This window comes from Acidaminococcus fermentans (genome assembly GCF_009696675.1).
Classification (GTDB): Bacteria; Bacillota; Negativicutes; order Acidaminococcales; family Acidaminococcaceae; genus Acidaminococcus.
This window is the reverse complement of record NZ_VULN01000012.1, coordinates 1-23411: the sequence shown is the minus strand read 5'-3', so window position 1 is coordinate 23411 and position 23411 is coordinate 1. Positions and strand designations below refer to the sequence as shown.

General features: G+C 58.2%; 20 protein-coding genes. 3 read left to right on the top strand and 17 right to left on the bottom strand.

Annotated elements, in window-relative coordinates; genetic code table 11:
* Window positions 1–49: 49 nt before the first annotated feature.
* The 10 genes from FX155_RS08635 to FX155_RS08590 all read right to left on the bottom strand — a co-directional run bounded on the left by FX155_RS08635 (window position 50) and on the right by FX155_RS08590 (window position 10402).
* Window positions 50–1369 (bottom strand): acetyl-CoA hydrolase/transferase family protein, encoded by a 1320-nt coding sequence (locus tag FX155_RS08635; protein ID WP_022487875.1) that lies wholly within the window; start codon window positions 1367–1369, stop codon window positions 50–52.
* A 164-nt stretch (window positions 1370–1533) separates the two neighbouring features.
* Entirely contained in the window at window positions 1534–1887 is a 354-nt protein-coding gene (locus FX155_RS08630; RefSeq protein ID WP_022487874.1) for a VOC family protein, read from the bottom strand.
* Between the two features lie 58 nt (window positions 1888–1945).
* Window positions 1946–3631, bottom strand: a complete 1686-nt coding sequence (gene ilvD / locus FX155_RS08625) for a dihydroxy-acid dehydratase (RefSeq protein ID WP_022487873.1) — start codon at window positions 3629–3631, stop codon at window positions 1946–1948.
* A 33-nt stretch (window positions 3632–3664) separates the two neighbouring features.
* Window positions 3665–4195, bottom strand: coding sequence for a 2-oxoacid:acceptor oxidoreductase family protein (locus tag FX155_RS08620; protein ID WP_022487872.1), 531 nt, complete (start codon window positions 4193–4195; stop codon window positions 3665–3667).
* A 2-nt stretch (window positions 4196–4197) separates the two neighbouring features.
* Complete coding sequence (locus FX155_RS08615; RefSeq protein WP_022487871.1) at window positions 4198–5013, bottom strand: thiamine pyrophosphate-dependent enzyme; 816 nt, start codon at window positions 5011–5013, stop codon at window positions 4198–4200.
* On the bottom strand, window positions 5013–6158 hold the full coding sequence (locus FX155_RS08610; protein WP_154488441.1) for a 2-oxoacid:acceptor oxidoreductase subunit alpha: 1146 nt from the start codon (window positions 6156–6158) through the stop codon (window positions 5013–5015). Before FX155_RS08610 ends, FX155_RS08615 begins: the two co-directional genes overlap by 1 nt.
* Window positions 6158–6355, bottom strand: coding sequence for a 4Fe-4S binding protein (locus FX155_RS08605; protein WP_022487869.1), 198 nt, complete (start codon window positions 6353–6355; stop codon window positions 6158–6160). The genes FX155_RS08610 and FX155_RS08605 overlap by 1 nt, the downstream gene beginning before the upstream one ends.
* Before the next feature lie 45 nt (window positions 6356–6400).
* Entirely contained in the window at window positions 6401–7360 is a 960-nt protein-coding gene (locus FX155_RS08600) for a hydroxyacid dehydrogenase (protein ID WP_022487868.1), read from the bottom strand.
* Between the two features lie 269 nt (window positions 7361–7629).
* Window positions 7630–9042, bottom strand: a complete 1413-nt coding sequence (locus FX155_RS08595) for a GntP family permease (protein WP_154488440.1) — start codon at window positions 9040–9042, stop codon at window positions 7630–7632.
* 31 nt (window positions 9043–9073) lie between these two features.
* Complete coding sequence (locus FX155_RS08590; protein ID WP_022487866.1) at window positions 9074–10402, bottom strand: enolase C-terminal domain-like protein; 1329 nt, start codon at window positions 10400–10402, stop codon at window positions 9074–9076.
* 215 nt (window positions 10403–10617) lie between these two features.
* On the opposite strand from FX155_RS08590, the gene FX155_RS08585 reads away from it, so the two are divergent.
* Window positions 10618–11556, top strand: coding sequence for a LysR family transcriptional regulator (locus FX155_RS08585; RefSeq protein ID WP_154488439.1), 939 nt, complete (start codon window positions 10618–10620; stop codon window positions 11554–11556).
* A gap of 125 nt (window positions 11557–11681) precedes the next feature.
* Here the strand turns inward: FX155_RS08585 and FX155_RS08580 are convergent, their stop codons facing one another.
* The 3 genes from FX155_RS08580 to FX155_RS08570 all read right to left on the bottom strand — a co-directional run bounded on the left by FX155_RS08580 (window position 11682) and on the right by FX155_RS08570 (window position 14826).
* The gene (locus tag FX155_RS08580) at window positions 11682–13244 is read right to left on the bottom strand and encodes a PTS sugar transporter (RefSeq protein WP_154488438.1); all 1563 of its coding nucleotides are present in this window, start codon (window positions 13242–13244) and stop codon (window positions 11682–11684) included.
* Between the two features lie 103 nt (window positions 13245–13347).
* Complete coding sequence (locus FX155_RS08575) at window positions 13348–14316, bottom strand: hydroxyacid dehydrogenase (protein WP_154488437.1); 969 nt, start codon at window positions 14314–14316, stop codon at window positions 13348–13350.
* A gap of 15 nt (window positions 14317–14331) precedes the next feature.
* Complete coding sequence (locus FX155_RS08570; RefSeq protein ID WP_022487862.1) at window positions 14332–14826, bottom strand: nitroreductase family protein; 495 nt, start codon at window positions 14824–14826, stop codon at window positions 14332–14334.
* Between the two features lie 1056 nt (window positions 14827–15882).
* Here FX155_RS08570 and FX155_RS08565 point away from each other — a divergent pair.
* Window positions 15883–17070, top strand: coding sequence for a hypothetical protein (locus tag FX155_RS08565; protein WP_154488436.1), 1188 nt, complete (start codon window positions 15883–15885; stop codon window positions 17068–17070).
* 18 nt (window positions 17071–17088) lie between these two features.
* The gene (locus FX155_RS08560) at window positions 17089–18189 is read left to right on the top strand and encodes a M20/M25/M40 family metallo-hydrolase (RefSeq protein WP_154488435.1); all 1101 of its coding nucleotides are present in this window, start codon (window positions 17089–17091) and stop codon (window positions 18187–18189) included.
* Window positions 18190–18235: 46 nt separating this feature from the next.
* Here FX155_RS08560 and FX155_RS08555 read toward each other — a convergent pair whose 3' ends face one another.
* The 4 genes from FX155_RS08555 to dinB form a co-directional block, all read right to left on the bottom strand.
* Window positions 18236–19576 (bottom strand): MATE family efflux transporter, encoded by a 1341-nt coding sequence (locus tag FX155_RS08555; protein ID WP_154488434.1) that lies wholly within the window; start codon window positions 19574–19576, stop codon window positions 18236–18238.
* A gap of 137 nt (window positions 19577–19713) precedes the next feature.
* Window positions 19714–21009 (bottom strand): O-acetylhomoserine aminocarboxypropyltransferase/cysteine synthase family protein, encoded by a 1296-nt coding sequence (locus FX155_RS08550; RefSeq protein ID WP_154488433.1) that lies wholly within the window; start codon window positions 21007–21009, stop codon window positions 19714–19716.
* A gap of 111 nt (window positions 21010–21120) precedes the next feature.
* On the bottom strand, window positions 21121–21999 hold the full coding sequence (locus FX155_RS08545; RefSeq protein ID WP_022487234.1) for a DMT family transporter: 879 nt from the start codon (window positions 21997–21999) through the stop codon (window positions 21121–21123).
* Between the two features lie 48 nt (window positions 22000–22047).
* Complete coding sequence (gene dinB / locus FX155_RS08540) at window positions 22048–23229, bottom strand: DNA polymerase IV (RefSeq protein WP_022487235.1); 1182 nt, start codon at window positions 23227–23229, stop codon at window positions 22048–22050.
* Window positions 23230–23411 lie beyond the last annotated feature (182 nt).

Below are 23411 nucleotides of genomic sequence, written 5' to 3'. Positions count from 1 at the left end.
CCGCGGGTCTCGAGACCTGCGACCCGGCTGCGGCCCTGGCAGCAGCCGATCAGCAAAACGTCTTGTCCGCATACTCCTGGAGTTCTTCCCGGAAATCCGGATGGGCTACGGCGATCATGGCCTGGGCCCGTTCTTTCAGGGAGAGGCCGGTGAGATGAGCCACCCCGAATTCCGTGGCCACGTTCTGGATCAGGGCCCGGCAGCCGGCAATGGAGCTTCCGGCGGCAATGGCCGGGACGATGTTGGAATGACGGACCCCTTTCTTGTCCACCCGGGAGGATTCGATGCAGATGTAGCCGGCGCCCCCATGGGACAGGAAGGCCCCTTCCAGGAAGTCCAGCTGGCCTCCTACCCCGGACAGCTGCCGGGTGCCGATGGATTCCGCATTTTCCTGACCCATAAGATCCAGCTGGACCCCGCCGTTGATGCTGATGTAATTGGAGATCTTCTCCATCACCCGGGGATTGTGGATGTAGTCCACTTCCGCCGGATAGAACAGCTCCGGTTTTTCCTGGAGCCAGTCATACAGTTCCTGGGAGCCGCTGGCCAGGTTCCAGGAGGCCAGGCCGGTCTTTTCCTCTTTCCGGGCGTTGGTCAGCTTCCCGGCCTTGTACAGGGCCAGGAAGGCGTCGCTGATGGTGCCGGTGTGGCACCCCAGGTCTTCCCGGTCGGACTGGGCCAGGATCTGGGCAATGGTAAAGGGAATGGTCCCCACCCCCAGGCTCAGGGTGGCCCCGTTGGGGATCTCCGCCACCACGTTCCGGGCGATCTGGAGATCCGCTTCCGAAGGAGTCCGGTAGCCGGAAGTGCACAGAGGGGCATGTTCCCCTTCCACAATGATGTCCGCATCATCCAGGGACACCCGGTGGGACCCGTCCACCCCCTGGAGGGTGGGCATGTGTTCATTGATTTCAAAGATCACGGTCCGGGCCTTCTTCATGATGGTCTTCCAGCAGTAGCTGGCCAGGCCCAGGCCGCAGTACCCGTTGGCATCGGGACGGGACACGGGCACTACCGCCACGTCCACTTTCAGATAGTCCCGGTACATTTCCGGCAGCAGCCGCAGCAGCATGGGGACGAAATGGAGCCGCCGGGCGGTGAACATCTTCCGTTCATAGGCTCCCAGATGCCAGCTGTAGTACTGGAAATGCTTCATTTCCGGGTCGCAGTCGATGGTGTGGATAATGGGACGGTACACCAGCCCGCCCCGGATCTTCACATCCGTCAGTTCGTCCTTCCGGGCAGCCAGGGCTTCATCCATCAGTTCCGGGAACCCGTTCCCGAAGCCGAAGTCCACCCAGTCCCCGCTTTTTACCGCCTTGGCCGCTTCCGCCGCCGTCATCACCTTGTTCCCATATTTTTCCAGCATAGTCTTCCTCCCAGCTCTTCGCTCTTCACTCTTCACTCTTCACTCTTCACTCTTCACTCATAATGATACCACGAAACGCCGGAGTCCCCGTTGGCAAAGGGGCTCCGGCGTCATTCATCAGAGGGGTTGGTTTCTTACCATTGAGGGATGGTCGTTCACGCTTTTTATTTGGTGAGATGGAAGGAAAAGCCTCCGATATCCCCGTCCAGATAGACGAAGATGACCTTTCCGTCAGCATCCCGGCGGATGGTTTCCTCCTTGAAGGAAATCCCTTTCCTGGCCAGGTCCGTCATGGCCAGTTCCACATCGGGAGTCTGGAGGGCGATGTGCCCGCATTTCCCCCGGGTGCTGTCCTTCATCACTTCGAACATGCCGTCAACGAAGATGTGCGTGTCATTTTCGTTGCCTGGCTCCAGGTCAAACAGGCTGCATAAGAGGGATACCAGCTGTTTGGCCTCTTTTTCGTTTTCACAGTTGATGCCCACATGCTTCAGCTTGTAGGTGATTTTCTCTGCCATGGATTCTGCCTCCTGTAAAGTGGGAGACGCTGTTATGGGAACGCCCCCCGTTTTCTTTCTATTTTACCTGAAGGACAGCCCCTTTGTCAGCAGAAGATACCAAAGCTGCATATTTTTTCAGCATGGGGGAAGTGGCCTTCACCACCGGTTTGAAATGTTTCTTCCGTTCCGCCAGTTCTTCGTCGGATACATCCATGGTCAGGCTCCGGTTGGGGATGTCGATATGGATCACATCCCCGTCCTGGATCAGGCCAATGGGGCCGCCGGCAGCAGCTTCCGGAGAAACGTGGCCGATACATGGCCCCCGGGTGGATCCGGAGAAGCGCCCGTCGGTCACAAGAGCCGTGCTTTCGTCCATGCCCCGGCCCACCAGGAGGGCGGTGACCAGGAACATTTCCCGCATGCCCGGACCCCCTTTGGGCCCTTCATACCGGAGGACGATCACCGTACCCGGTTTGATTTCCCCGGCTTCGATGGCTTTCATGGAATCTTCCATGCTGTCGAACACCCGGGCAGTCCCGGTGAATACATGCATGTTGGGTTTCACCCCGCTGGCCTTCACCACGGCTCCGTCAGGAGCCAGGTTCCCCCGCAGGATGGCAATGCCCCCTTCTTTGTTCTTGGGCTTGCTCCGGGGGAAGATCACGTCATTTTCCACCAGAGGCTGGGCGGCGATGTTTTCCTTCAGGGTGTGGCCGGTGACAGTGATATGGTCATCCAGCTTGTCTTCGATGGCCTTCAGCACCGCCGGCACCCCGCCGTTGGCGTGGAGCACGTCCACTGCATACTGGCCGGAAGGCCGCAGATTGCACAGATAGGGGACTTCCCGGCTGATCCGGTCGAAATCTTCCAGGGTCAGGTCCACATGGGCTTCATGGGCAATGGCCATCAGATGCAGTACCGAGTTGGTGGAAGCTCCCATGGCCATAACGGCCTTTACCGCATCCAAAAGGGCGGTACGGGTCAGGATATCCTGGGTGGTGATGCCTTCCTTCACCATGGCCACGATCCGTTTGCCGCTGGCCCGGGCCAGTCTCCGTTTTTCGGAAGAAACCGCCGGAGAGGTGCCCATCCGGGGCAGGGTCAGCCCCAGCACTTCCGCCAGGCAGCTCATGGTGTTGGCGGTGCCCATCATGGAGCAGGAGCCCACAGTAGGCAGGGAAGCCATTTCCATCTTCCGCAGTTCTTCATAGCTCATTTTGCCCACCTGATACTGGCCCACGAATTCCCGCAGGTTGCTCAGGCAGATGTTGGTGTACCCGTCGCAGTTGCCGGCCAGCATGGGGCCGCCGGTAACGATGATGGCGGGGATCTTCATCCGGGCTGCAGCCAGGATCATCCCGGGGACGATTTTGTCGCAGGAGGCCAGCATTACTACCGCATCCAGCTGGTTCCCTTCCACCACAGCCTCTACAGAGTCTGCGATGATTTCCCGGCTGGGCAGGGAATAGCGCATGCCGCTGTGGCCCTGGCACAGACCGTCGCACAGGGCGATGGTGTCAAATTCCCGGGGGATGCCGCCCGCTTCCAGGATACCGTCGCTTACATCCCGTGCCAGCTCCCGCAGGTGGATATGGCCGGGCACCAGTTCACTGAAGGAATTGGCGATCCCGATGATGGGTTTCCGGAAGTCATCCTCTTCCAGTCCCATGCTGTACAGAAGGGCCCGGTTGCCGCTGCGGCCCACTCCGTTGACCATGATTCCGCTGCGGTTGTCCTTGTATTTCAGTTCATTTCCGCTCATGGATTCTACCTCAATTCGTTGGTTGGTACGTTCTTATTCCAGGGTCAGCCCTTTTTCAAAAGCTTTCCGGTTGCTGTCGATGACTTTCTGCTTGCCGGCGAACCGTTTAGCAATGCCCTGTTCCACGCTTTCCGGCTTCAAAAGGCCGGTCTTTTTCATCATGGCCCCCAGGGCGATGAAGTTGGCACTCTGGATGCTGCCCAGTTCCACCGCCAGTTTCCGGAAGGGATAGCCGATGGCAGTGCCTTTGGCCCCTTCCTTAGGGGTCACTTCGTCAGAATCATAGAACACCAGGGTATCAGCGGTGAATTTGTCCACATACCGGTCATAGGCCACCTGGGCCAGGCACAGGATCAGATCCGGCACCGCCACGTTGGGATAGCCCACCAGTCCGTCGCTTAAGACCACGTCGGTTTTGGTGAAGGTCCCCCGGGCTTCCGCCCCGTAGGAGGCACTCATGGTGGCGTTGATGTTCTCTTCATTCAGGGAGGCAAGGCCCATGACTTCCCCAACGGAAACTACGCCCTGGCCGCCGACCCCAGACAATACGATTTCTTTTTTCATGGTTATCCCTCAATTCTGTTGGCATCGATGATCTTTTTGTAACTGGTGTAGTAGTCTTCCCGAGGTGCGTTCTTCATGCACCCTACCACAATCTTGCCCTTGAGCTCTTCTTCGCTCATTTTGGCTGCCTGGGCCACAGTTACGCTCTGTTCGTTCATCAGCTGCATCATGTGGGCAGCTGCTCCCAGTTTGTTGAATTTCCCGTAGTGGGTGGGGCAGGCGCTCATCACTTCGATCAGGGAGAACCCTTTCACCTGCATCCCTTCCTTGATCAGCTTCCGGAGCATCACCGGGTTGTAGGCCGTGGCCCGGCCCACATAGGAGGCTCCGGCGGCAATGGCCAGCTTGCATACATCGAAGTTCTGTTCAATGTGGCCGTAAGGAGAGGTCTGGGTAATGCTGTGGGTAGGGGTGGTGCCGGAGTACTGGCCCCCGGTCTGGCCATAGTTGTAGTTGTTGGAGATGATGGCCGTCACGTTGATGTTCCGGCGGGCCGCATGGATCAGGTGGTTGCCCCCGATGGTGGTGCCGTCCCCATCCCCCATGGTTACCAGCACGTGGAGGTCCGGATTCCCCAGGGCCACACCGGTGGCGGCGGCCAGAGCCCGGCCGTGGGTCACGTGCATGCAGTTGATGTCCAGATAGTCATCCACCCGGCCGAAGCAGCCGATGCCGCTGACCAGAGCCATGTCATGCTTGTCCACTTCCAGTTCCGCCATCACGGCGGCAATGGACTGGAGCACGATTCCGTGGCTGCACCCGGCGCACCAGGTTTGAGGCAGTTTGTCAAACAGCATATAGTCCTTGTAAGATTTCATTATTTTTCACTCTCCTCATAAACATCCACGATCTGCTGGGGGGTAATCAGGATCCCGTCGGTCCGGTTGGCCTGGAGCACTTTGCAGCCATAGTCGTTGTATTTCCGGACTTCCCCGGCCAATTGACCCAGGTTCAGTTCCGGCACGATCACGGTTTTGGCCTGCTGGAGAGCAGCCCGGATTTCTTTTTCCGGCATGGGCCATACGGTGACCAGCTGCAGGAGACCGGCTTTCACGCCTTTTTTCCGCAGGATTTCAATGGCGCTCAGGGAGCTGCGGACGGAGCAGCCAAAGGAGATCAGGACCACATCCGCATCGTCCATCTGGTATTTCCGGGTGATGGTGATGTCGTCCACATGTTTTTCAATCTTGTCCACCAGGTAATGGGTCACCCGGTCGATGTTTTCCGGAGAGGGGCAGAATTCCCCTTTTTCGTCATGGGTGGAGCCGGTGGTCCGCATGAGCAGGTCCCGATCCCCCACAGCCACCATGGGAGCCACTTCCGTGCCGCTGTAGTCATAGGGACGGAATTCAGACTGTTTCTTGGTGGCAGGAGCCTTCCGGTTGATGATTTCGTCCGGTTCCGGTTCCCGGATGGTCAGGGTTTCCCGCAGGTGTCCCACCACTTCGTCCGCCAGGAAGATCACCGGAGTCCGGTATTTTTCCGCCAGGTTGAAAGCGGTGATGGACAGGTCATAGCAGTCCTGTACGGAAGAGGGGCTGAGGGCGATGATGCTGTGGTCCCCGTGGGTGCCGTACTTGGCCTGCATCAGGTCTCCCTGGGCCGGTTTGGTGGCAGCCCCGGTGGAGGGGCCGCTGCGCTGCACATTGTAGAGGACGCAGGGCAGTTCGGACATGATCCCCAGACCCAGGTTTTCCTGCATCAGGGAGAAGCCCGGGCCGCTGGTGGCGGTGAAGGCCTTTTTCCCGGCCAGGGAAGCTCCCAGGAGGGCTGCCATGGAGCTCAGTTCATCTTCCATCTGAATGTAGATCCCGCCATGACGGGGCAGTTCCTTGGCAGCGGCTTTGGCCACTTCGGAACTGGGGGAAATGGGATAGCCCGCGAAGAAACGGGCGCCGGCGGCAATGGCCCCAGCGGTCATTGCTTCATTGCCTTCCATGAATTTCTTTTCTACCTTAGCCATTATTTGACCTCCACTTCAATTGCAAAATCAGGGCAGCGCAGTTCGCACAGCTTGCAGCCGATGCAGGCATCCGGGTGAGCCACCTTGGGATAGCTGCCGTAGCTTTGTTCCAGCACCTGTTTGGGGCACAGGGCAGAGCAGATGCCGCACTGCTTGCACAGTTTGTCATTGATGTTGATGGTGATTTCTTTGCTCATTGTCGATCCTCCCATATACGGGCTGCAGCCTTCCTGCAGTCTCACTCAGTCTTTTTTCGGATGGTTGATGATAAATTTGGGTTCCCGGCCGTTCAGCAGGTCGTCAATGGCCTGGGCGCAGTTCATGGCCACCGCATCCACCGCCTCTTCCGTCAGAGCCGCCGTGTGGGGGCATCCGATGTAGTTGGGCAGGCTGAACAGGGGCATGTCCGGAGCAGGTGGTTCCGTTTCGAACACATCCGCTCCCGCCGCTGCGATCCGGCCTTCCTTCAGGGCCTTGTACACGGCTTTTTCATCCCAGATGGCACCCCGGGATACGTTCAGCAGCACCGCCGTGGGCTTCATGTGGGAAATGGCTTCCTCGTCGATGATGTGGAAGGTCCCTTTGTTGAGAGGCAGGTGGGGAGAAACCACATCCGCCTGTTCCATCAGTTCATCCAGGGTATCCACGAATTCCACCCAGTCCGGGAACTGGCTCCGGTCCACGAACTTGTCGTACACCAGGGTCCGCATCTGGAATCCGAAATGGGCGATCTTCACGGCTTCCAGGCCGATGGGCCCAATGCCGATGCTGCCGAAGGTCTTGTACCGGGCTTCGTGGGTCTCGATGGCATCCCGGCTCTTCCAGTTGCCCTTCCGGATTTCCGTATTGAACTGGGGGATCTGCCGGAAGCAGGCCAGCATCAGAGAAATGGCATGTTCCGCCACCGAATAGGTGTTGCAGCCCCGGGCCAGGGTCACCGTGACATTTTTGGCGTCACAGGCCTCCAGATCGATGTTTTCGTAACCAATGCCGTACCGGGCGATGATCTTCAGGTTCTTCCCGGCATCCACCACAGTCTTGGTGTATTTTTCCGTCCGGGCGATGACCCCATCCACATCGGCAATGGCTTTGGCCAGGGTGGCTTCGTCCGTTGCTTCCGGGCTTACCAGTTCATACCCTTTTTTGGTCAGGAACTCACGGGCCACCGGTTTCAGGGCCTTGGGCACCAGGATTTTATACATGCTTACCCCTCCTATACATTCTTGCAAGGTCATGAGATTTCAACAGGGAAGATTCCTCTGGGAAAACCAGGGAAGGATCTCTGGCTTTCCCAGAGGAGCTGCCTTTGGCAGCTCCGGTTGAGCAGTCTGGAGTCAGAAGTCGGAAGACCCTGGAAAGGAACTGTCTGCCAGTTCCTTCTGAGGATAAAAACCTTCCAGTCTTTCCAGCTTCAGAAAAATTTGCCTGCAAATTTTATCCAGCGGCTCCAGACTCCAGACTTAACCGCTTATCAAATGAAATACTGGGCCACCAGCAGTTCCAGGAGACCGACGCCGGCCATGATCATGGACACAGCGGTTTTGCACTGGAGCTGTTCTTTCAGGTCGCTGACACCGAACATGCCGTTCCAGACCCAGAACCCGGAGTCGGTGAAGTACCCGAAGGAAATGGCACCCACGCAGCAGGACAGAGCCATGAGCAGCGGGCTGATGGTCAGCTGGCTCATCAAAGGCATGGTCAGGGAGGCGGAAGTTACGATGGCCACCGTAGCGGACCCCAGGCAGATCCGCATGAGAGCGGCGATGCAGAAGGGAATCAGCACCGCAGGCACCGGCCAGGTCACAACCATCTGGCCCAGCACATTGCCGATGCCGGAAGCCCGTACCACATACCCCAGGGAACCGCCCACACCGGTGATCAGCATGATGATGCCGGTGTCTTTGATGCCGTCATCCATCATCTTCAGCACTTCTTTGCTATCCCGGTTGGGCACCAGGCCATAAATGGCGATCAGGGTCCCGATCATCAGGGCCACAATGGGGCTGCCAAAGAGAGCCACAAAGTAGTAGTACCCGGCACTCTTGTCCGCTCCCATCAGATCCAGCACCGTCTTGGTCAGGATCATGATCAGAGGAACCACAATGGGCGCCGCGGAAATGGCCAGCCCGGGCAGATCCGTCCGGTTCAGGAACTGATCCAGAAGTTCCGTGGAAGCCAGTTTCACCTGTTCGCCCTGCTGAGGACGGACGTATTCATCATCTGTATTGACCACCTGGTAAATCTTCTTGCCGATCCATTTGCAGTAGGGGACGATCACCAGCAGCATGGGGATACTGAGGATGGCACCCCCGGCGATCATCTGCCCCACATCGATGCCCAGCATCCCGGCTGCGGTCAGAGGGCCGGGGGTAGGAGGCACCAGCACGTGAGTCAGCTGGAGCCCGCAGGCCAGGGACAGCCCCAGGCCGATGACGGATTTGCCGGTTACCTTGGAGATGGCTTTGCACAGGGGGCAGAGCATCACCACAGCGGAGTCAGCAAAAACCGGGATGGAAACCACCCAGCCGGTGACCCCCAGGGCCCATTCTTCATTGCCCTTCCCCACCAGTTTGATGAAGCTGATGGCCAGTTTTTCCGCAGCCCCGGATTTTTCCAGGATGGCCCCCATCATGACCCCCAGGCCGATGATGATGCCGGTGCTGGACAGGGTGTTGCCGAAGCCGGTGCTGATGGCGTTGATCACGCCCACAGTGGTTTTGCCCGCCACCTTCACGGTAAGAATGGGCATGCCTCCGATGATCCCGGTGATCAAGGCGGCGATCAGCATGGCGATGAAGCTGTGGACTTTTGTTTTAGCGACTAAGATTATCATGACCAGGATGCCCAGGCCCAAGCCCAGGACCATCCGTGTGGATTCTGCCATTTTCTATTCCTCCGATTCGTGAACCCTGTCCTTACCGTACCAGGCAGGGAGATTTTGCATCGAATTTCCAGCCGGGGATCAGGTACTGCATGGTGATGGCATCGTTCCGGACACCCAGGCAGTGTTTCTTGTACAGCTCGTGAGCCTTCATCACCTGTTCCCGGTCCACTTCCACACCCAGACCCGGTTTGTCCGGCACTTTAATGCCGCCGTCCACGATCTGCATGGGTTCCTTGGTCAGCCGTTCCCGGCCTTCCTGCCAGATCCAGTGCGTATCCAGGGCATTGTAGAAGCCCGGCACCGCAGCCCCCACCTGGACGCACATGGCCAGGGAGATGTCAAAGTGGTTGTTGGAATGGCTGCCCCAGGTGTAGCCGAATTCATGGCACATCTGCGCCACCCGTACGGACCCGTTCATGGTCCAGAAATGGGGATCAGCCAGGATAATGTCCACTGCCTGGCTTTCCAGGGAGTGACCCACCTGCCGCCAATCGGTGGCGATCATGTTGGTGGCGGTGGGGAAGCCGGTGCGCCGGCGGAATTCGCTCATGATTTCCCGTCCGGAATATACTCCTTCGGCACCGCAGGGATCTTCACAATAGGTCAGGATGCCGTGCATGTCGGACACATACTTCACAGCATCTTCCAGCAGCCAGGCTCCGTTGGGATCCAGGTCCATCCGGGCATCCGGGAAGGCTTTCTTCATGGCCTTGATGACTTTCATTTCTTCGTCACCGGGCAGCACGCCGCCTTTCAGCTTGAAGTCCTTGAACCCGTATTTTTCCTTGGCAGCCCGGCACAGAGCCACTACGCTGTCCGCATCCAGGGCTTCTTCGTTCCGCAGCCGGTACCATTCACAGTCGGAATCTTCTTCATGGTCGTAGGGCAGATCCGTTTTGTTCCGGTCCCCTACAAAGAACAGGTACCCCAGGAACCGGACGAAATCCCGCTGCTGCCCGTTGCCCAGCAGCCGGCATACCGGCATGTCCAGGAATTTCCCCAACAGGTCCAGGCAGGGGGCTTCGATGGCGGTCATTACATGGACCCCGGTCCGCAGATCGAAGGTCTGGTTCCCACGGACATCTTCTTCGCCGTTCTTGTCCAGATGGGCTTTCACCGCCAGCAGGGTGTTCCGGTAATCAGAAATTTTGGTCCCCACCACAATGTCCTTCACCTCTTCCAGGGCATTGGTGATCTTGGGGCCTCCGGGGACTTCCCCCACCCCGGTGTTTCCTTCAGAATCCGTAAGGATTACAATGTTCCGGGTGAAATAGGGGGCGTGCCCGCCGCTCAGGTTCAGCAGCATGCTGTCCCTGCCGGCAACCGGGTAAACTTCCATTTTGGTAATTACGGGTGTCATTGATTTGCTCCTCCTTGATCATAACCAACAGTATCCAACAATGTCACAGGCCCTTGACGATCCAATCCGACAGCTTCCCTGAAATTGCGCGTTTTCAGTCTATTGTGAATAGCGTCCGGATTCAATGTTTGACTTTATTGTAATTTTCATGTTACTATAAATCAAATTGTTTATTTTTAGTTATAAAATAAGTTTTTCTAAGTGAGGTGTGCCCGATGGATCTGAAACAGATCGAATACATCGTGAAGATTGCGGAAACCGGCAGCATCACCAAAGCCGCCGAGCATCTGTTCATTACCCAGTCCGCCCTGAACCAGCAGCTGCTGAAGCTGGAACAGCAGCTGGGGATCAAACTGTTCGTCCGGCACAAACATGACCTGACCCCCACCAGTGCCGGCCAGGTGTATCTGGAATATGGCCGGAACATGCTCCGGGAAAAACGGGAAGCCTACAACATCATCCACGACATGGCCCAGAGCAGCCTGGGAGATCTCCGGCTGACCTTTTCCCGGGAACGGGGCATCGACATGCTGGTAGCCACCTATCCCCAGTTCCACCGACGGTTCCCGGGGATCACCCTCCGGCCCCATGAAATGTTCGTAGTGGACCAGCTGAACTGGCTCAGCCGGGGAGATACGGACCTGGGGGTGGTGACAGTAACGGAGAAACAGAAGACCCCTGACCTGGAATTCGAGCTGATCCGCCGGGAACCCATGCTCCTGGCCATTCCCCGGGAAAGTCCCCGGGCAGTGGACCCGGCCCGTCCCGGCACTCCTTTGGAAGACCTGCCCTATCTGCCGGTGGATCAGTGCAAGGACAGTCCCTTCGTACTCATGTTCCCCAAATCCACCATGCGCCAGATCATCGATCAGGTGCTGAAGGAAGCGGACTACCATCCCTATGTGCTGTTCGAAAGCGCCAGCATCCGGGCCCTTCTCACCATGGTGAAGAACAACATGGCCTGCACCATCGTCTCCGCCGGCTACTACAAATACCAGGACAAGATCGCCTACTACCGGATCCCTGGAGACCCCTACTGGGAAATGTGCATTACCTATAAAAAAGGAGCCTACCTGAACAAGGCCATGCTCTACTACAAAGACCTGATCCACGAGTATTTCCAGGTAAAGGCCCCGTTGATCACAAAGAAATAAGGGGGATGTTGCACGTAAAAAATATGCGTGCAACATCCCCGTCAATGGTCAATTGTCAATCGTCAATGGCCGAATGATAAAAAAGCAGTGGCACGCGTATGTTTTTTACGTGTGCCACTGCTTTTTCATTCCCCTTTACTCTTCGTAAACCGGTTCGCCGCTGCGGTGATGCAGAAGGCGCAGAAGGCGGACAGGAACATGCAGAAGGCGAAGCCCAGCACATTGTTGGACAGGGTGGGGGCCACGATGCTGGGCACATAGGCGGTACCCCGGACATTGAAGTACCCTACGGCCACTCCCCCTACCCCGGCAGACAGGATGGCTCCGGCCATCACCACTTTATTGGAAAACATAAAGGGATAGGCCGCTTCCACAAAGGTCCCGAAGGCCATGTTGATGAACAGCCCGGGAATGGCCAGGGCCCGGTCGTCCTGCCGCCGGGGCGCCAGGATGTTGGCGGCCATGATCCCGGCGGACACCATTACCAGGCCCACCATGTCGATGGCTCCCAAAAAGGAGTTCCCGGTCTTTTCCATTTCCAGCAGGATAATGGGCAGGATGGCCGCATGGTACATGCCCCCCATAATGGCCGGCCAGATCAGGAGTCCCGCCAGGCCTCCGCAGAGCACCGGATGGATGGAGAAAGCCCAGTCGATCACGTAGCGGATCCCGTTGCCCACCGCTTCCGCCAGCGGCGCAATGAACAGGTAGATCAGGAGCCCGGCGGCCAGGCCTGCAACGCCCCCGGCCACAATATTGGCAGTGGTGGCAGGGAAATTCAGCTTCAGGCATTTCAGCAGCAGGAACTGGACCAGGATCCCGGCGATGATCCCGCCGATGATGCCCCCGATGAGCCCGCCCTTTACGGACAGGATCCCGGTGACCACCCCGGCCACAATGGCCACATCCCCCATGCCGGATACCTGTTTGGCGGCCACCGTGGCCACGATCACCGGCAGAGCGTCGATCATGATGTTGAAGATCTTTTCAAAGTATTCCAGTCCCGGCACCTTGCTGAGAATCAGGGTGAGGGCCATGGCAATGAATCCGGGGAGGGACGCCATCAGGATCCCCCGGACGCTGATCCGGGACAGGAGGCTCCCCTGTTCCCCGGCGTCCCCGGCGGTGACCCCGCCGTTCATGGCCGGCCGGTAGCTGAGCTTCCAGAATTTGGCCAGGGCAAACACATTGGCAATGGCCCGGGTCCGGTTGGTGGTGCCGGTGGTACCGGAAACCGCCACCACATTGAGACCCATGGACTGGGCGAGGGCCATGGAGGTACCCCCGGTACCAGTGGCCGCCAGCTTCTTGTCCGCGGCCGCCTCCATGGCTGCCCGGTTGGCTCCTTTGGGGTCACAGCTGGCCAGGATCAGCCCGTCCACTTTGTCCTCATCGATGAGCCCGGCGATCCGTTCGTCTTCCAGCACTGCTTCCCGGTTCACTTCTTCCAGGGTCCCCCGGAACACCACCTTCGGTTCTTCCCCGTTCCAGGTCCACAGTGCCGCTTTGGTGTCCGGTTTGGCCGTATCCATGGAGGCTTCCGCCCCGATGAACTGGATGGCGGTCAGTTCCATCCCCGCCCCTTTGATCTGCCGGACCATTTCTCCCAAAAGAGAAGCCGGATCTTTCCCGCCCAGGTTGTACAGGTTTCCCCCGCTGCTCCCCAGTATCGCCACTTTTTTCGTCATCCTCAGGACCCCCTCAGAAACCGAAACGGTCCGCCTTCCTCAGCCGGACCGTTCAGTTGTGTTTTGCTTTACTCCGCTAGTGTACTAAAATACAGGAAGTATGTCAAGATTTTCTCCCCCACACCTCCGGATTGGCCACGCCTTTCCATTCCTTTCCCTGGCACACGGCATAACAGCCTTCCACGGCGGCGCAGGCCATCCTGGCCCAGGAATCGGGGGTCAGGGCGGCACTGTGGGGGGTGCAGAGGATCCGGGGCGCCGTGAACACTGGGTTATCCAGATCCGCCGGTTCTGTCCCATACACATCCACGCCGGCCCCGGCAATGACGCCCTGGTTCACCGCATCCGCCAGGGCCTGTTCATCCACCACCGCTCCCCGGGCCGTGTTGATGAGAAAGGCGGTGGGTTTCATCATGGCCAGTTCCCGGGCTCCGATGAAATGCCGGGTCTCTTCCAGCAGAGGTACATGGAGGGACACGAAATCGCTTTCCCGGAGCACTTCCTCCAGGGTGTCCCCATACCGGCAGCCCGCGTCCTCCACCCGGGCCCGGTTCCGGGAATGGCTCCAGCCCAGGCAGTCCATGCCCAGGGCCCGGCACAGATGGGCCAGCAGGCTGCCGATGCCGCCTACCCCCACGATGCCCACGGTTTTCCCGGCCAGTTCCATCTGTTTTCCCTGGGCCCGGATTCCCCAGTTCCCTTTCCGGTTCTCGGCGTCCATCTCCTTCAGATCCTTGGCACAGGCAAAGATCAGGGCCAGGGCATGTTCCGCCACGCTCCGGGCATTGGCCCCGGGAGCCAGCACCACCGGGATCCCCCGCTTGGTGCAGTAGTCCACCGGCACATTTTCAAAGCCCATCCCCGGGCGTCCCAGCACCTTCAGGTTGGGGCACCGGCGGAGCACGGATTCCGGACATTTTTCCAGCCGGACAATGAGAGCATCAGTACTTTCCAAAAGGTCATCGGGGTATTCTTCCCAGTTTAAGCCGGGACCCACTTCCCACTGGATCCCCAATTTTTCCATCATTTCCATCCCCGCCGGGGCCAGAGGCAGGCTCAGTACGAATTTCATCAGGCACCTCCCTGTTTACTCGATCCACCGGATCCATTCTTCCTGGAACCGGTCATGCTTCCTGGTTTCCTCTCCCGGATACCCCAGGGAGAACATGGCAAAAGCTTCTTCTTCCGCCGGCAGGCCGGCAATCTTCCCTACAGCCGCCATCCTTTCAGGCCGGGGATAGACCCCCATCCAGACGCCTCCCAGTCCCTGGGCATCGGTTTCGATCCAGAGATTTTCCAAGGCCGCACTGGTGTCCACCGGAGCAAACTCCGGCAGCAGGCAGTCTTTCCGATAGCTGATAACCAGAATCACCGGAGCCGCTGCAGCAAAAACGGAATACTGGCTGACGGCCGCCAGTTCCCGGATCTTTTCCCGGTCCGTCACCACGGTAAAGCGCCAGGGCCGCTGGTTGCAGGCAGAAGGAGCCGCCATGGCCGCCCGGAGGATTTCCAAGATCTTTTCTTTTTCCACCGGTTTGTTCAGATATTTCCTTATACTGATACGATGAAACAAATTTTCCATAGTCAGGATCTCCTTTTCCCATATTCGTAAGCCTACTATACCAAAGCAGTAGGTTTCCTGCAATAGGGGCCGCACAACCAGCGGCCCGCCGGCTGTACTATACTTTCACCCTGGCGGTCCCAAAGCCCGCCCTGGGAAGGGTATAAGCAGGCGCCCGACATTTCGGCAACGTTGGCGGTCGCTTATGCCGCGGCTGGGGTCCGTGCGGAGCATGGTGGTGGGGGATCGGCGACAGCCGATACTTTGCAGGACCGGCAGACTACGATGGAATGTTCGACAGAAGCATTGAACTTATATTTATAATTTTGTATCTGTCCGTCCCCTGAAAGGGGCGGGGGACCGTTGCGCTTGCGCAATGGTGGTGGGGTTCGGCCAGAGTCCTTTTACTTTCTCTATATAAGAAAGGTGTATCCCCGCCTGGGGAGAACCCTCTACCCGCTAACGCGGGTCCTTTCCCCCTTGCTCCACGGGACTAGGTTGCTCCTATTCGTCGCATCCGTCGCAGGGGGACACATCTGGACCACTCCTGCAGGACGGATTTGGTCTCCGGCCTTGCTGGCACTTTGCACGAGTATACGTCGATTCTTCGGGAGCCGGGAGGGCAGGCCCAGGAGGAGTCGGCGGGACAACGCCGGGTGTCGTCGCTCCTGGGGTGGAGCACGCGGGCGATAGGGTCCGGCTTCCTGGTCCGTAGCCGCTGCCTTTGACCGTCAGGGCAAAGCGATAGGCTGTGAGCCTCCCGCCAGGGACGAACGGGTCTGCCCTCCCGGCGGAGAGCTTTCGCGGTTGAAAGAGTATAAACGCTTCTGCCCTCTGGGCGGCCATGCTCCGTTGCTTTTGTAATGTTTTTTATTTGCAAGTTCATATTTCTATTGCAACCGTAAACATCCATCAGCAAACAATGGATAAATGTACCTGAAATTATTGACTTCCCTGCCGCCACGTGTTAAAATTTCATTCATATTTTCAGTTTGCTCAGGTAAACTGCCGTATTCTTTTATCCGGGGCGGGAAACTCCTTCACCGCCCTCATTTTATTTTCGGGGGGTATGTTTTTATGACCATGTGGACTGCACTGCTGATTGTCCTGGCCGTTTTTGCTTTCGGGGATCTGATTTCCCAGCTGACCCGGGCCCGGCTTTCTTCTCTTTTCGTCATTATGATGACCTTTCTGGTCCTGTTCATTTTCAAGATCATTCCGGCAGACATCATCAAACAGGCCGGTCTCACCACCCTGGGGCCCATTTCCATGGTGATGCTGCTGCTGAACATGGGCACCACCATTGACCTGGCCATGCTGAAGCGGGAATGGCGGTCCGTGGCCGCCAGCTGCATCGCCATGGCCATTGCCATTGCCTCCTGCCTGGTGCTGATTCCCTTCATCGGCCGGGCCAACGCCTTGGCTGCGGCACCGGTGATCAACGGAGGCATCATCGCCACCACCACCATGGTCAAAGCCGCCACAGACCAGGGACTGGCCATTACCGCCGCCCTGGCCGCCTTCCTCTATGCCACCCAGAAATTCGTGGGCACCCTGCCCGCCTCCTACTTCGGTCTGAAAGCCGCCCGCCGGTATGTGGAAGAATACCGGCAGCAGAAGGCAGCGGATCCGGACAGCGTCCTGACCCGGGAAGAGATTCCCCAGGACAGCCCCCGGCAGAGCTGGGCGGAACGGAACACCCGCCGGTTCACCATCTACATCAGCCTGTGCATCGGGGCCGCCAGTGCCTGGCTGGGCACCATCGGCGGCAAACTGACCCACAACTGGGTGGGGATGTTCCTGTGGTGCATGATCATCGGCCTGGTGCTCCGGAACCTGGGGCTGGTGCCTGCCAACCTGATCAAGAAAAACGCCAACGCCAGCGGCTTCTTCATTTTCGGGGCCCTTACCGCCATCGTCCCCTCCCTGGCCAAAGTGGATTTCAGCATGCTGGGCCAGCTGGGGATCACCGTGCTGGCCGTGTTCGCCGTAACCGTAGCCGGCATCGTCCTGGCCTTCAAGATCCTGCCTCTGTGGAAGATCGTGGGAGACAAGGACCTGTGCATCGGCATCGCCATGTGCCAGATGATCGGTTATCCCGGCACCCAGCTGATCAGTGAGGAAATCGCCAAAACCGTGGGAAAGACTCCGGAAGAAATCGACTACCTGGAAAAACGCATTGGCACTGCCTATGTGATTTCCGGCTTCACTTCCGTAACGGTGCTTTCCATTGTAGTGGCCACCATTATGGCCAAGATCCTGTAAAAAAGAAGGGAGAAACCTATGGATATTGTTGAAGAGTTCAAAGAGCTGGTACAGATTGACTCCGCTTCCGGCAAAGAACGGGCCATTGCGGACGCCCTTGCCGGAAAACTCCGGGCCCTGGGCTTTACGGTAACGGAAGACCGGGCAGGGGATACCTTTGGAGGGAATACCGGGAACCTGGCGGCCTTCCGGGAAGGGGACCGGCCCGGTTCCATCCTGTTCTGCAGCCATATGGACCGGGTGGCCAACGGCTTCCACATCCGCCCTCAGGAAAAAAACGGATACCTGGTGTCCGACGGCTCCACCATCCTGGCCGCCGATGATGTAAGCGGCCTTTGTGCCATCCTGGACGGGGTCCGCCGGGCGCTGGCCTCCCGCAGCCCTCTGCCCCGTCTGGAAATCGCCTTTACCGTGGGGGAAGAAGCCAACCTGTGGGGCGGCCGGGCCCTGGACCTGTCCCAGTTCCAGAGTCCTTTCTGTTATGTAATGGACAGCCCGGGCACCCTGGGCCGGCTGATCAACGGAGCCCCCGGTCTGGCCAAGCTCCAGGCGGAAGTCCGGGGCAAAGCCGCCCATGCCGGCAACGAACCGGAAAAGGGCATCAACGCCGCCCACATCCTGTGCCACCTGCTGGATACCCTGAAGGACGGCCGGCTGGATGCAGAGACGGTTTCCAACTTCCCCCTGCTGGGCACCGGGAACACCGCCACCAACATTGTCTGCGACCGGGCCTGGGTGAAAGGAGAAAGCCGCAGCCGGGACCGGAAGAAGCTGGAAGACTACATGGCCTATTTCCGCCGGCACTGTGAGGAAATCGTCCAGGGCACTGGAGCCCAGGTCACTTCCAGTGCGGAGATTTCCTTCGCCCCCTTCCGGCTGGAGGAAAAGGAGCCGGTAGTGGCTCTGGCCTGCCGGGCCCTGAAGGCCATGGGCATCCAGCCCCGGATCGAACAGGGAGGCGGAGGCATGGACGCCAACATTTTCAACGCCAAAGGCCTCCCTTCCCTGGGCATAGCCACCGGCTACACCAAGAACCATACCAAAGAAGAGAACCTGGACCTGGAAAGCTTCACCCGGAGCGGAGAACTGGTGGAGAAGCTGATAGAGATGGTGGAATAAAAAAAGGGGCTGTTGCAAAAGCAACAGCCCCTTTGGTCAGCAGTCCTTATTTTCTATTCTTCCAATACATCCAGAAATACAGCACCTCCAGCACGCAGCAGGTGGTCCAGCCCACCGGGTAGCCGAAACCTACGGTGAGGGGAGTATTGCTGATGTACCGGGTCATGATGTACAGATAGATCTGCCGGACCAGCACAAAGGACAGGAGCATGATCACCATGGGTCCCATGGAATCTCCCCGGCCCCGGAGGGCACCGGCCAGCACCTGGTTCACACAGTTGCACAGCAAGAAGAAGATGTTCACGTGGATGAATCCCACCCCGGACTGGATCACCGCTTCGTCCCCGGTGAACAGCCGCAGGGAGAAATCAGCAAAAATGAACAGCAGGGCGGCAATGGCCCCGGTAATGGCCAGGCTCAGAAGGATGGATGACACAGTCCCGTCGTTGGCCCGTTTTTCTTTTTTGGCCCCGATGTTCTGGGCCACGAAGGTGGTGGCTGCCATGGCCATGGACAGGATGGGCAGCATGACGAACTGGTCCAGCTTGTTGTAGCAGCCCCATCCGGCCATTACCGTGGCCCCGAAGAAGTTGATGTAGGACTGGACGAAAATGTTGGAAAAAGAAGTAATGATGCTCTGGACGGCGGTAGGCAGCCCCACCCGGAAAATCTGGCTCAGCAGGTTCCGGTCCAGGCACAGGTCCCCGAAGGAGAACCGGTACACATCCCGGGTCCGGAGCAGCACCCCCAGGGTGGCTCCGGCGGAAATGAACTGAGCGATGATGGTGGCATAGGCCACCCCGGCGATTCCCCAGTGGAACACCAGTACAAACAGCAGATCCAGGACAATGTTCAGGATGCTGGTAAGGATCAGGAAATACAGGGGCCGCTTGGTGTCCCCCACTGCCCGGAGCACCCCGCTGCCCATATTGTACACCAGAAGCCCAGTGACCCCGGCAAAATAAATCCGGAGATAGAGGGCCGCCTGGTCGAACACATCCGCCGGAGTCTTCATGAACTGGAGCATGAAATCCGTGCCGGCAAAGAAAAACACCGTGAACAGCACGCACAGGCAGAAGGTGGCCGCCATGGTGGTTTCCACCGCCCGGTGGAGCAGGCCGTGGTCCTTGGCTCCGAAGCATTTCCCGATGATCACCGTAGCCCCAATGGAGAATCCGTTGAAAAAGAAAACGGACATGTTGGTGATCATGGTGGTGGAACTCACCGCCGCCAGGGCCTGGGTCCCCACAAAATTCCCCACCACAATGGAATCCACCGTGTTGTACAGCATCTGGAAAATATTCCCGATCATCAGAGGCAGGGCAAATTCCAGGATAAGCCGGGGAATGCTGCCGGAAGTCATGTCTTTGGTTGTGGTACGGACCATGGGGATCCCTGCCTTTCGTTGATTTGATATAAGTAACTTTAATTATAACATAGAAAAAAGAGGGTGTGAAAAAATTCACACCCCCGGTCCCGGGCCCAAAAAAGGGGCTGTTGCCCATGCAACAGCCCCTTTTCTTATCAATCCAAAGCCGCGAAGGCCTGCTTCAGATCGTCGATGATGTCGTCGATATGTTCCGTGCCGATGGACAGCCGGATGGTGGCCGGGGTAATCCCGGAAGCTGCCAGTTCTTCTTCGTTCATCTGGGAATGGGTGGTGGAAGCCGGATGGATCACCAGGCTCTTCACATCCGCCACATTGGCCAGGAGGGAGAAGATCTTCAGATGGTCGATGAACTTCTGGGCAGCAGCGGCGCCTCCTTTGATTTCAAAGGTAAAGATGGAAATCCCGCCGTTGGGGAAGTACTTCTTGTACAGTTCATGATCCGGATGGTTGGGCAGGGAAGGATGGTTCACCTTGGCCACATGGGAATCCTGGGCCAGGAAGTCCACCACTTTCAAGGCGTTTTCCACCTGACGTTCCACCCGCAGGGACAGGGTTTCGGTGCCCTGGAGCAGCAGGAACGCGTTGAAGGGAGAAATGGTGGCCCCGGTATCCCGGAGGATCAGGGTCCGGATATAGGTTACATAGGCGGCAGGTCCCACGTCTTTGGCAAAGCTAATCCCATGGTAGCTGGGGTTGGGGTCAACCAGCCAGGGGAACCGGCCGGAAGCCACCCAGTCGAACTTGCCGCTGTCCACGATGATGCCCCCCAGGGTGGTGCCATGGCCGCCGATGAATTTGGTAGCGGAATGGACTACCACATCAGCCCCGTGTTCAAAGGGCCGCAGCAGGTAAGGAGTGGCAAAAGTGCTGTCCACAACCAGAGGGATCTTGTGTTTGTGGGCAATGGCGGCCACGGCCTCGATGTCGATCAGGTTGGCATTGGGGTTGCCCACGGATTCAATGTAAATGGCCTGGGTGTTTTCCCGTACGGCCTCTTCGAAGACCTGGACCCCTTTGGTGGGATCCACGAAAGTGGTTTCAATGCCGAAATCAGGGAAGGTGTGTTCGAACAGGTTGTAGGTGCCGCCGTATACGGTGGTGGCGCAGACAATGTGCTGACCGGCATGGACCAGGGCCTGCATGGCGTAGGTCACGGCAGCGGCGCCGCTGGCCGTAGCCAGAGCTGCCACCCCGCCTTCCAGGGCGGCGATCCGTTTTTCAAAAACGTCTTCCGTAGGGTTGGTGAGACGGCCGTACACATTCCCGGCATCCTTCAGGGCGAACCGGTCAGCAGCATGCTGGCTGTTCCGGAACACATAGGACGTGGTCTGGTAAATGGGCACTGCCCGGGAATCAGTGGCGGGATCCGCCTGTTCCTGCCCCACATGGAGCTGCAGAGTTTCAAAATGGTATTTCTTTTCTTCGCTCATTGTCTTGGCCTCCCAAAATAATCTCCGCTTTAATTACTACCGCTTTAGTATGATTTACATTATAGGGACTCAAACCCTGGCTGTCAATAGAATTTGCAATCTTTTTTTCCATCAGTCATTCCGGGCCAATACACAGACCATGACGATGATGCACAGAGCCCCCAGCAGTTCCACCAGCCCCACCCGGTTCCCCATGACCGCCACGGAGAAAAAGTAGGCGGAGAGAGGTTCAAAAGCCGCCAGGGCCCCGGTTTCCGCCGGAGGGATGTATTTGGTGCTCTCCAGGTACACATAATAGGCCACCAGGGTCCCCAGCACGAACAGGATCCCAAAAGCCGCCGCCGTGTGGATGTCCAGGACGGCCCCCTCCAGAGTGGGATGGTGGAACAGTTTCAGGAGCAAGGCATTCCCCAGGCTGCTCCAGCCCAGGATCAGGAAGCAGCTGTACTTTTTCAGCAGTACCGCCGCATAGGCCGTATAGAAAGCCATACCGAAGGCCCCCAGGATCCCGTACACCAGCGCCTCCCGGGAGACCGCCAGGGACGCCCCCTGGCCCTTGGTGGCAATGAGGGCCGTCCCCAGAAGAGCCAGCACCACCGCCAGCACTTCCCGCCGAGTGGGCAGCCGCCGGTCCTTCACCAGGTACATGAGCAGCAGGATGGCGGGCATGGTGTACTGGAGCACCGTGGCTGTGGCCGCATTGCTGTAGTAGATGGCCTTGAAAAAGGTCACCTGCATGAGATACAGCCCCAGGACAATGAACTTCATCATCCATTTCCAGTCGTTTTTCAAGGGGGCCAGAAGATCCTGCTTCTGGAACAGGCAGATTCCCAGGAAGGAGATCCCGGTACAGATCATCCGCCAGAACAGGATGGTGGACCAGGTGAAATGCTGATCCACCATCAGGTATTCCACACTGTTGCTGCTGCTGCCCCACAGAGTGGCCCCCAGTAGGACCATCCCCACACCGATTTTCTTCTTCCGTTCCATCAGCCGTCTCCTTTCCGTCCTCCGGCCCCCCCTTCAGACAGTTCTATTCTACCTTTTTTCCCGTTCTCTGACCAGACGGGTTTCCCCCTGATTCCAGCCCTTCCGGATAATATCCTCCCCGAACCGCTGCTTCAGGGCGTCCAGGGCCCGGTTCCGCTTTTCCTGCCGTGCATCTTCCACAGCCAGGCTCTGGGATCCTCCAGGCACCAGGTGGCTGACGCTGACTCCCAAAAGCCGAACCGGCTGGGTCCAGGGCAGCTGCCGGGCCAGGAGACGGATCTGTTCCATCAGGGCCTCATCCTGGCAAACCGGTTCCTCCACCGTCCGGCTCCGGGTCAGCAGCTGGAAGCCGGCGGTCTTCACCTTCAGAGTTACCGTGCAGCCGGACAGGCCGGCGCACCGGAGCCGCCACCCTACCTGCTGGCACAGGTCCCACAGGGCTCCCAGACAGGTTTCCGGCCCCACCAGATCCACCGGGAATGTGTTCTCCTTCCCCAGGGATTTCCGCTGTTCGTCCGGCACCACCGGACGGCTGTCCAGGCCCCGGGCCCGGTCCCGGATTTCCTCCGCGTTTTTCCCCAAAAGAGGCCGCAGGATCCGGGGATCGCAGCCCGCCAGCTGGCCAATGGTCCGGATGCCCATTTTTTTCAGGGCCCCCACGGATTTCTGCCCCAATCCAAAGATCCGTCCCACCGGCAGGGGCCCGATGAAGGCCGCCGCCTCTTCCGGCCGGATGATCACCAGCCCGTCCGGCTTCCGGAGATCGCTGGCCAGTTTGGCCAGGAATTTGTTGGGGGCCAGCCCCACGGAAGCGGTAAGGCCGGTTTTTTCCCGGATCACCTGTTTGATCCTGGGTCCCAGGGCATACACATCCCCGGCCAGGGCCTCCATACCCGTAAGGTCCAGGAAGGCTTCATCGATGGACAAGGGCTCCACCACCGGAGAAAATTCCCGGAAGATCCCCCGGATCTCCCGGGAGATTTCCGTATACCGGTCATACCGGCCCTGGACATAGATGGCCTGAGGACAGAGCCGCCGGGCCGTGGTCATGGGCATGGCGGAATGGACCCCGAATTTCCGGGCTTCATAGGAGCAGGTGGACACCACTCCCCGGCCGGAAAGCCCTCCCACAATCACCGGTTTTCCCCGGTATTCCGGATGATCCAGCTGCTCCACCGAAGCAAAGAACGCATCCATATCCACATGCATGATGTACCGCTGACGGACCATTTTGATGTCCTCCTTTTGGAAAAGGGCTGTTGCTTGTGCAACAGCCCTTTTTTAAGAAAGGTGTCAAGGCTTTTAGACACATCGAACCGAGACACCTCGTTAACTTACTAATTGCTGGTATTTTTCATTCGGAGTTAAATAATCAATACTCGAATGAATACGGTTTGCATTGTAATCGATTA

What these genes read in the sequence shown, in the direction of transcription:
- FX155_RS08545 (WP_022487234.1), bottom strand. Translation starts at nt 21,999, where the DNA reads ATGGAACGGAAGAAGAAAATCGGTGTGGGGATGGTCCTACTGGGGGCC.
- FX155_RS08615 (WP_022487871.1), bottom strand. Translation starts at nt 5,013, where the DNA reads ATGAAATCTTACAAGGACTATATGCTGTTTGACAAACTGCCTCAAACC.
- FX155_RS08565 (WP_154488436.1), top strand. Translation starts at nt 15,883, where the DNA reads ATGACCATGTGGACTGCACTGCTGATTGTCCTGGCCGTTTTTGCTTTC.
- FX155_RS08635 (WP_022487875.1), bottom strand. Translation starts at nt 1,369, where the DNA reads ATGCTGGAAAAATATGGGAACAAGGTGATGACGGCGGCGGAAGCGGCC.
- FX155_RS08590 (WP_022487866.1), bottom strand. Translation starts at nt 10,402, where the DNA reads ATGACACCCGTAATTACCAAAATGGAAGTTTACCCGGTTGCCGGCAGG.
- FX155_RS08575 (WP_154488437.1), bottom strand. Translation starts at nt 14,316, where the DNA reads ATGAAATTCGTACTGAGCCTGCCTCTGGCCCCGGCGGGGATGGAAATG.
- FX155_RS08620 (WP_022487872.1), bottom strand. Translation starts at nt 4,195, where the DNA reads ATGAAAAAAGAAATCGTATTGTCTGGGGTCGGCGGCCAGGGCGTAGTT.
- FX155_RS08570 (WP_022487862.1), bottom strand. Translation starts at nt 14,826, where the DNA reads ATGGAAAATTTGTTTCATCGTATCAGTATAAGGAAATATCTGAACAAA.
- ilvD (WP_022487873.1), bottom strand. Translation starts at nt 3,631, where the DNA reads ATGAGCGGAAATGAACTGAAATACAAGGACAACCGCAGCGGAATCATG.
- FX155_RS08585 (WP_154488439.1), top strand. Translation starts at nt 10,618, where the DNA reads ATGGATCTGAAACAGATCGAATACATCGTGAAGATTGCGGAAACCGGC.
- FX155_RS08595 (WP_154488440.1), bottom strand. Translation starts at nt 9,042, where the DNA reads ATGGCAGAATCCACACGGATGGTCCTGGGCTTGGGCCTGGGCATCCTG.
- FX155_RS08605 (WP_022487869.1), bottom strand. Translation starts at nt 6,355, where the DNA reads ATGAGCAAAGAAATCACCATCAACATCAATGACAAACTGTGCAAGCAG.
- FX155_RS08630 (WP_022487874.1), bottom strand. Translation starts at nt 1,887, where the DNA reads ATGGCAGAGAAAATCACCTACAAGCTGAAGCATGTGGGCATCAACTGT.
- FX155_RS08610 (WP_154488441.1), bottom strand. Translation starts at nt 6,158, where the DNA reads ATGGCTAAGGTAGAAAAGAAATTCATGGAAGGCAATGAAGCAATGACC.
- FX155_RS08600 (WP_022487868.1), bottom strand. Translation starts at nt 7,360, where the DNA reads ATGTATAAAATCCTGGTGCCCAAGGCCCTGAAACCGGTGGCCCGTGAG.
- FX155_RS08555 (WP_154488434.1), bottom strand. Translation starts at nt 19,576, where the DNA reads ATGGTCCGTACCACAACCAAAGACATGACTTCCGGCAGCATTCCCCGG.
- FX155_RS08560 (WP_154488435.1), top strand. Translation starts at nt 17,089, where the DNA reads ATGGATATTGTTGAAGAGTTCAAAGAGCTGGTACAGATTGACTCCGCT.
- FX155_RS08550 (WP_154488433.1), bottom strand. Translation starts at nt 21,009, where the DNA reads ATGAGCGAAGAAAAGAAATACCATTTTGAAACTCTGCAGCTCCATGTG.
- FX155_RS08580 (WP_154488438.1), bottom strand. Translation starts at nt 13,244, where the DNA reads ATGACGAAAAAAGTGGCGATACTGGGGAGCAGCGGGGGAAACCTGTAC.
- dinB (WP_022487235.1), bottom strand. Translation starts at nt 23,229, where the DNA reads ATGGTCCGTCAGCGGTACATCATGCATGTGGATATGGATGCGTTCTTT.